General features: G+C 72.7%; 7 protein-coding genes. 5 read left to right on the top strand and 2 right to left on the bottom strand.

Features of this window, described 5'->3' with window-relative positions; translation table 11 throughout:
• From GTR02_RS17680 to GTR02_RS17660, 5 genes are all read left to right on the top strand, one after another.
• Positions 1–280 (top strand): alpha-1,2-fucosyltransferase (locus tag GTR02_RS17680; protein ID WP_205709531.1); only part of this gene is annotated, 280 nt, incomplete at its 5' end.
• An 85-nt stretch (positions 281–365) separates the two neighbouring features.
• Positions 366–1385: a GDP-mannose 4,6-dehydratase gene (gmd, locus tag GTR02_RS17675; protein WP_166608802.1), complete on the top strand. Its 1020-nt coding sequence runs from the start codon at positions 366–368 to the stop codon at positions 1383–1385.
• The gene (locus GTR02_RS17670) at positions 1382–2326 is read left to right on the top strand and encodes an NAD-dependent epimerase/dehydratase family protein (RefSeq protein WP_205709530.1); all 945 of its coding nucleotides are present in this window, start codon (positions 1382–1384) and stop codon (positions 2324–2326) included. Before gmd ends, GTR02_RS17670 begins: the two co-directional genes overlap by 4 nt.
• Positions 2323–3504: a DegT/DnrJ/EryC1/StrS family aminotransferase gene (locus GTR02_RS17665; protein ID WP_166608801.1), complete on the top strand. Its 1182-nt coding sequence runs from the start codon at positions 2323–2325 to the stop codon at positions 3502–3504. Before GTR02_RS17670 ends, GTR02_RS17665 begins: the two co-directional genes overlap by 4 nt.
• The gene (locus GTR02_RS17660; protein ID WP_166608800.1) at positions 3504–4265 is read left to right on the top strand and encodes a glycosyltransferase; all 762 of its coding nucleotides are present in this window, start codon (positions 3504–3506) and stop codon (positions 4263–4265) included. The genes GTR02_RS17665 and GTR02_RS17660 overlap by 1 nt, the downstream gene beginning before the upstream one ends.
• 146 nt (positions 4266–4411) lie before the next feature.
• Here the strand turns inward: GTR02_RS17660 and GTR02_RS17655 are convergent, their stop codons facing one another.
• Entirely contained in the window at positions 4412–5557 is a 1146-nt protein-coding gene (locus tag GTR02_RS17655) for a glycosyltransferase family 2 protein (RefSeq protein ID WP_166608799.1), read from the bottom strand.
• Positions 5558–5610: 53 nt separating this feature from the next.
• Positions 5611–7778, bottom strand: a 2168-nt coding sequence (locus GTR02_RS17650) for a glycosyltransferase (RefSeq protein ID WP_166608798.1), incomplete at its 5' end; no start/stop codon positions are given.

The following is a 7778-nucleotide window of genomic DNA, read 5'->3' as shown; positions in this document are numbered from 1 at the left end:
CTTCTCGGACGACCCCGCCTGGGCCGACGCCAACGTGCCCACCCCCAACGCCCGGTCGCGGACCGTGATCCGCCCGCCCGCGGGCGCACCGCCCGCCGAGAGCCTCCTCCTGCTGTCGCGGGCGACGCACGCCGTCATCGCCAACAGCACGTTCAGCTGGTGGGGCGCCCACCTGCGGGAGCAGCCGGGCGTGACCATCGCCCCGCGTCCGTGGTTCAGCGCCGACCACGACACCCGGGACCTGCTGCCGCCAGGGTGGCTCACGCTCGACGGTCGCTGAAGCCACTCAGGTGCCGACACGTTGCGCCGATGGGGTGACGTCGTCAGCAGCGAGTGAGCGCAGTCAGCCGTTCGAAGGAGACCAAGTGAGTGCGACCAAGAAGGCCCTCATCACCGGCATCACCGGGCAGGACGGCTCGTACCTGTCCGAACTGCTGCTGGCCAAGGGCTACGAGGTCCACGGGCTGGTCCGGCGCTCCTCCAGCTTCAACACCGAGCGCCTCGACCACATGTTCCAGGACCCGCACGAGGTGAGCCGCACGCTGTGGTTGCACCACGGCGACCTCACCGACGGCACCGGTCTGGTCAACCTGCTCCGTGAGGTGCAGCCCGACGAGGTGTACAACCTCGGCGCGCAGAGCCACGTCCGCGTGAGCTTCGACATGCCCGACTACACGGCGGACGTGACCGGAGCGGGCACGATCCGGCTGCTCGAGGCGATCCGCGCCGCGGACGTCGAGACCCGGTTCTACCAGGCGAGCTCGTCGGAGATGTTCGGGTCCAGCCCGCCCCCGCAGAACGAGGACACCGTCTTCCACCCGCGATCGCCCTACGGCGTCGCCAAGCTGTTCGGCTACTGGGCGACCGTGAACTACCGCGAGTCCTACGGGCTGTTCGCGAGCAACGGCATCCTCTTCAACCACGAGTCCCCCCGGCGCGGCGAGACGTTCGTGACCCGCAAGATCACCCGCGCGGTGGCCCGCATCGCCGCCGGCCTGCAGACCGAGCTGTTCCTCGGCAACGTCGACGCCGTCCGCGACTGGGGCTACGCCGCCGAGTACGTCGAGGCGATGTGGCGCATGCTGCAGCACGACACCCCGGGCGACTGGGTCATCGGGACCGGCACCGCGGGCTCGGTGCGCGACTTCGCCGAGGTGGCCTTCGCCCACGCGGGCCTGGACCTCGACAAGCACCTGCGCTACGACCGCCGCTACAACCGGCCCGCCGAGGTGGACGCCCTCGTCGCCGACGCCTCCCGCGCCGAGGCAGCGTTCGGCTGGAAGGCGTCGACGCACTGGGAGGACCTCGCCAAGCTCATGGTGGACGCCGACCGCCGCATCCTCGAGGACGAGCTCGCCGGCCGACTGGTGCGGATCGACCGTTGAACGCCACCGGGGGTCGCACCGTCCTGCTGACGGGTGCCGGCGGCATGCTGGGTCGGGCGGTCCAGCGCCGCTGGCCGGTCCTCTCCGCGCCGGGCGACCGCCTCGTCCCCGTGGGCCGCAAGGACGCCGACCTGGCCGACCAGCTGCGGACCCGCGAGCTCCTGCGCGAGGTGGCTCCCACGACCGTCGTGCACTGCGCGGCGCGGGTCGGGGGCATCGCCGCGAACGCAGCGGACCGTGCGGGGTTCCTCATGGACAACCTGCGCGTCGACACGAACCTGCTCTCCGCCGCCTACGAGCAGGGCGTCCGCGAAGTGCTCTACATCGGCAGCTCGTGCATGTACCCCAAGGACCACCGCCAGCCGCTCGTCGAGACGGACGTCCTGGCCGGGCCGCTGGAGCCGACGAACGACGGATACGCCCTGGCCAAGATCGCCGGTGCGAGCTTCTGCCAGCTGGTGAGCGCCGAGCGGGGAGTCGACTACCGCGTGCTCGTCCCCTCCAACCTGTACGGGCCCGGCGACGACTTCCAGCCCGGGCGGGCCCACCTCGTCGCTGCGGCGCTGGCCAAGGCCCACACGGCGGTGACGTCGGGGGCGACGTCCCTCGGCGTGTGGGGCGACGGTTCCGCCCGCCGCGAGTTCACCTACGTCGACGACCTCGCGGACTTCCTGATCCGTGTCCTCGACCGCCTCGCCGACCTCCCGCCGCTGCTGAACGTCGGGGCGGGGGTCGACCACTCCGTGGCCGACTACCACCGCTACGCCGCGGAGGTCACGGGTTTCACGGGGTACCTCGAGTTCGACGTCACCAAGCCGGTGGGCATGCACCAGAAGCTCATGAGCTCCGCGCTCGCGGAGCCGTTCGGGTGGGCGCCGGCCACCCCCATCCGCGAGGGCATGGCCCTCGCCTACGCCGACTACCTCGAGAGGCACCCATGACCGTCACGACCACGAGGCTCCCGCTGGCGACCACCACGTGGGACGACGCCGAACGCGCGGCCATGCAGCGGGTGATCGAGTCGGGCTACTTCACCATGGGGGCCGAGGTCCGCTCCTTCGAGCGGGCCTTCGCGGACACCGTGGGTGCCCGGTACGCGGTCATGGTCAACTCCGGCAGCAGTGCCAACCTCCTCGCGGTCGCCGCCGCGGTCCTCGCCCCGGGTGTCGACCTGGCCCCCGGTGACGAGGTGATCGTCCCGGCCGTGTCCTGGTCCACCACGTACTACCCGCTCCAGCAGTACGGCCTCCGGCTCCGGTTCGTCGACGTCGACCCCCTGACGCTCAACCTCGACCTCGACGCGGTCCGCGCCGCCTGCGGGCCGGCGACCAAGGCCGTCATGGCCGTCAACCTGCTCGGCAACCCGAACGACTTCGCGCACCTGCAGGCCATCTGCACCGAGAACGACCTCGTGCTGTTCGAGGACAACTGCGAGGCCCTCGGCGCGACGTTCGAGGGCCGGGCGGCCGGCACCTTCGGCCTCCTCGGCACGTACAGCACCTTCTTCTCCCACCACATCTCCACCATGGAGGGTGGGGTGGTCGTCACCGACGACGAGGTCCTGCACCACTACCTCCTCTCGCTGCGCGCCCACGGCTGGACGCGTGACCTCCCCGACGTGAACCACGTGCACGACAAGACCGGAGACCCGTTCGAGGACTCCTTCCGCTTCGTGCTGCCGGGGTACAACGTGCGACCGCTCGAGCTGTCGGGCGCCCTCGGGCAGGAGCAGCTGAAGAAGCTCGACGACATCGTGGCCGGCCGGCGGCGCAACGCCGAGAGGGTCACCGAGGCGCTCGGGGCGCAGCCGGGCGTGCGTCTGCAGCAGGAGATCGGCGAGAGCAGCTGGTTCGGCTTCTCCCTCGTCCTGCAGGGGAACCTGTCGGGACGCCGGCGCGACCTGGTGACCGCCCTGACGGCGAACGGCATCGAGTGCCGCCCCATCGTGGCGGGCAACTTCACCAAGAACCCCGTGATGGCCCACCTGGACGCGGTGTGGCCCGCCTCGCTGCCCGCCGCGGAGGAGGTCGACCGCGACGGCTTGTTCTTCGGCAACCACCACTACGACATCGCCGATGCGCTCCCCGCCGTGGTCGACGCGGTCCGGACGCTGAGCTGATGCCGGGACGCACGCGGGTCGCCGCCGCGTCAGGTGGCCTGTCGATCTCGGTGATCCTCCCGAACCTCAACGGAGCGAAGCACCTGCAGGCCGCGATCGACAGCTTCGTCGCCCAGGCGCACCCTCACAAGGAGCTCGTCGTCGTGGACGGGATGTCCTCCGACGGGTCCCACGAGATCATCGCGGCTGCGTGTGCCGCCTACCCGGAGGTCCGCTGGGTCCGCCAGGCCGACGAGGGGATCTCGGACGCCTTCATCCGCGGCTTCGGCGCCTGCCGGGGGCAGGTCGTCGGGTTCCTGGGCAGTGACGACCGGCTGGCTCCCTCGATCCTCGAGGAGGTGGCCGGGACGTTCGGCATGATCGACGCCGACGCCGTCTGGTTCAACTCCTACACCTGGTTCGTGGCGGAGAAGCGGTGCGACCTCCGCAAACCGCCCGTGCAGGAGATCACCCGCAGCAACCTCCTGGCTCACGGCACGCTGGTCGGGTGGCAGAACATCTACTACCGCCGACGCGTCTACGACGCCCACCTGCCGTCCCGCGAGTGCCGCTGGGCGATGGACTACGAGTTCCTGCTGCGCATCGCCGACCTCGGGTACCTGTTCGTCTACGTGGACGACGTCGCGTCGGTGAACCTCATGGACACGGGGACGGTCGCGGGCAGCAACATCTCCAGCGACCTCGACGGACGCCAGTACCGGGAGTCCTGCGCGATCGCGGCCGCCTACGCCGACGGCGTCACCACCCCGATCTTCCGGTGATGGCCGCGCCCGACGGGCGGTGGGCGGCCTCGCGCCGGTCACGTCCGCCCGCCGCCCGCTGAGCGGTCCCGCGCGGCGAGGACGCCGGTGCGCGGCCGGCTCTCAGGCGGGGCGTCGCGGAGGCACGTGGGCTCGCTCGACGACGCTCAGGCCTCGCCCACCCCCAGGAGGCGGCGACGGGGGTCGTCCACGACGCGCAGACCGAGTCGTCCGCCGGTGGCGCGTAGCCCGGCGACGGCGTCGTAGGACAGCGGGTCGATCGCCAGTGCCCGCAGGTACGAGGTCGAGGCGGCGGGGAGGTCCCCGGCTCGCGCCAGCGCGTCGCCGACCAGGCACGTCGTCAGCGCGGTCTCGCGGCACGACCGCAGGGTCCGCACGACCTCGGAGGCGTTGCCGGAGGCGAGCGCGACGACCGCACCGACGACCGGCTCGCAGGCCGGGGTGGAGCGGGTGAGAGCCAGCTCGATCCACTGGACGGCGGCGTGGGGGAACCCGCGGCGGAACAGCGACAGACCGACGACGGCGGCGGCCACGGCGTCCGCGTCGGTTCCCGGGTACTCCCGGAACGCCTCGGGCACGAGGGCCGTCAGGGGTTCGGTGTCGAGGAAGTGCGCGACGTGGGGGTAGAGGACGTCCGGCCCGGCACCGAGGGAGATGCTGCCCTCGTGGCGACGGTAGAGCGTGAGGGGTTGCGGGACGTGCACACCCGTCGAGTACGGCGCGAAGCGGCGCACGAAGTCGGTGTCGACCCCGACGACCAGTGACTCCTCGAACCGGAGCTCGGAGACGAGCGCCCCGCGGATCAGCATGGTCGGGTTGTTGAACGGGGTGCCTTCACGCAGGAAGAAGGGCAGCACGTGCTCGCGCGGGATCGCGCTCGAGCGCAGGTAGCCCGTCGTCGCGCCCGCCGCGTCGACGAAGACCATGTCGGAGTGGGCGAAGTCGGCTCCGCCGGCCACTGCGGCCAGCAGGGACGAGAGCCGATGAGGGACAGCGACGTCGTCCGCGTCGTGCCAGGCGATCCAGCGCCCCCGGGCGTTGTCCAGGCCGATGTTGCGCGCAGCCCCCTCACCCTTGCCGTTGCCGCTCAGCACACGGACCCGCGGGTCGCCGGTCGACGAGGCGATGGCGGCGCTGTCGTCGGTCGAGCCGTCGTCGACGACGAGCAGCTCCAGGTCCGTCTCGGTCTGCGTGAGGATGCTGGTCATGGCCTCGGCCAGGAACTGCGCCCCGTCGCGCACCGGCATGATGACCGACACGCGCGGACTGAGCGGGGACCCGGTGGTCTGCATGGCGGAGTCATCGGCCGGACGGGGTTCGTCCTTGAGCCGTTCGGGTGAACGGCTCACCCCGCCCGCACCGTCTCGCCGCGGTCGACCTCGGCCGCCGCCTGGACGGCGCCCTGGAGCCGCTCGTACTCGGCCAGGGCCTCGAAGGCGTCGAGGAGGACGTCGGAGGCGGGGACCGTGCGCCCGTCCGGGAGGGTCGCCGAGGAGGCGCGCAGGTGCGGCAGGGGCAGCTCCCGCAGCTGGTCGGCGTGCGCTCGAGCCGTGGGCAGCCCGCCCTCGGCGCCGGCCCACCGCGCGGACAGGTGGTCCAGGGACAGCTCGATCGCCACGACCTCGTCGGACCGTCCGGCGAGCGTGCGCCAGGCGGCGGCGCCGTCGGCCCGGGGGTCCGTCGCGGTCAGCGAGACCGTGCGCCGCGCGCCCGGGTGGAACCAGGCCCGCAGGCCCTCGCCGCGCAGCCGCAGGGCCAGTTCGGGGGCGTCGGCCGGGACCCCCTCGGCGAGGGCGCGCCGGAGCAGGTCGCGGTGCAGCGAGCCGAGCCGCGGCGGGACCGCGAGGTCGGGGACCGCGGCGTCGAGGACGTGCTCGCCGCCGTCGATGAGGGACGGGTCGGTGCGCAACGCCACCCGGGCCGCCGCGTCGTTGAGGGCTTCGACGTCGAGCGCGGCCCAGCCGACCACGGCGTCGCCGGCCGCGGGGTGCCGAGCGTGGCCCTCGAGGTGCGACCGCACGAAGCCCCGGCCGGGGAGGTCTCCCGCGTCCACGACGACGAGCAGCTCGGACGTGGTCCCGGCCAGTCCGCGGGCCCACGCCGCAGGCGACCCACCCGGGGGGGCGTCGACGACGAGCACCTCGAACGCGGCGGAGTCGCAGTCCTGCCGGGCGAGCGCCTCGAGCGTCGCCGTCAGGGTGGGGTCACCGGGCAGGGACGCGACCACCACCGCCAGCCGGGAGCTCGTCGCCGGCCGGGGCTCCCGCGACGGAGCGAGTTCGCCGTAGGTCTGCCGCCAGCCCCGGGCGTCCTCGCTGATCGCGACCATGCGGGGCGCCGCGTCGGCGAGGTGCAGGCGGAGGTCCTCGTCGCCGTCGAGCCGGGCGAGGACGCGGACGAGGTCCTCGACGTCGCCGGCGCGGAACGTCAGGCCGTCCACACCGTCGCGGACCGCCTCGGTGAGGGCACCGCCGTCGCTGGTGACCACGGGGACCGCGAGCGCGAGGGCCTCGCGCGCCACGAAGCAGAAGCTCTCCACGGGGGAGGCGATGAGCAGGACGTCGGCGCTCCCCAGGATCTCGGCGCGGCGGTGCGCCTCGTACGGTCCGTGGACGGTGACCGAGGGGACCTGCGCGAAGACGGTGCGGAAGGTGTCGTCGACTCCCCCGTGGACGTGGACGTCCAGGGCCGGGAGAGCCTGCGCCGCAGTGGCGACGAGCAGTCCGCCCTTCGTGTCGGTGCCGGAGGGGTGGACGCGGACGTTGCCCATCACGACCACGCGCAGCCGGTCCCCGGGTCGTCGGCGTCGCGCGGGCGTGCGGGCACCCCGGAACGACTCGAGGTCCAGCCCCAGAGGACGCACCTCGATCGGGATGGAGGCCGCCCAAGGTGCCCGCCTCGTCAGGTCGGCGATGTACCGGCTGGGTGCGGTGACCAGGTCGGCCTGGCCCAGCGCGTCGGCCATCACGCGGTTGCGCACCTCCGCCCGCTGGGTGAGCTGGAGGCGGACGGGACCGGGGGCGTGCGGGCCACCACCCAGGCACGACACGCACTTGTCCACGGACTCCGCTCCGCTGCAGGGCTTCCCGGCCGCGTCGACGGCATGGCCCTTGGCGCACGACACGTACCCGTCGTGCAGGGTGACGACGGTCCGGGCCCCGGCGTTGCGGGCGACCTCCACGAGGGAGGGGGACAGGCCGTCGCACAGGTGGTGGAAGTGGACGACGTCGACGCCGTGTTCACGGATGGCCTCGGCGAACAGCCGCTCGAAGCGGGGATCGCCGAACTCCTGGTGCCACAGGTTCTCGGGCCGGTTGACGCGCAGGACGTCGACGCCGTCGACGACGTCGAGCTGCTGGTCGTAGTCGGGGACGGTGAGGTCGCGGTAGGGGTGCAGCACCAGGGGGTGCAGCCCTTGCGCCGTCAGCTCGGCGGCGAGCAGGGTCACGTAGGTCTCGACACCACCCCGCGAACTGGGTGGGTAGGCGTTGGGGACGAGCATGACCTTGGGGG

The organism is Kineococcus siccus (assembly GCF_009906795.1).
In the GTDB taxonomy this organism is placed as follows: Bacteria; Actinomycetota; Actinomycetes; order Actinomycetales; family Kineococcaceae; genus Kineococcus; species Kineococcus siccus.
This window is presented reverse-complemented; position numbering and strand designations above follow the sequence as displayed.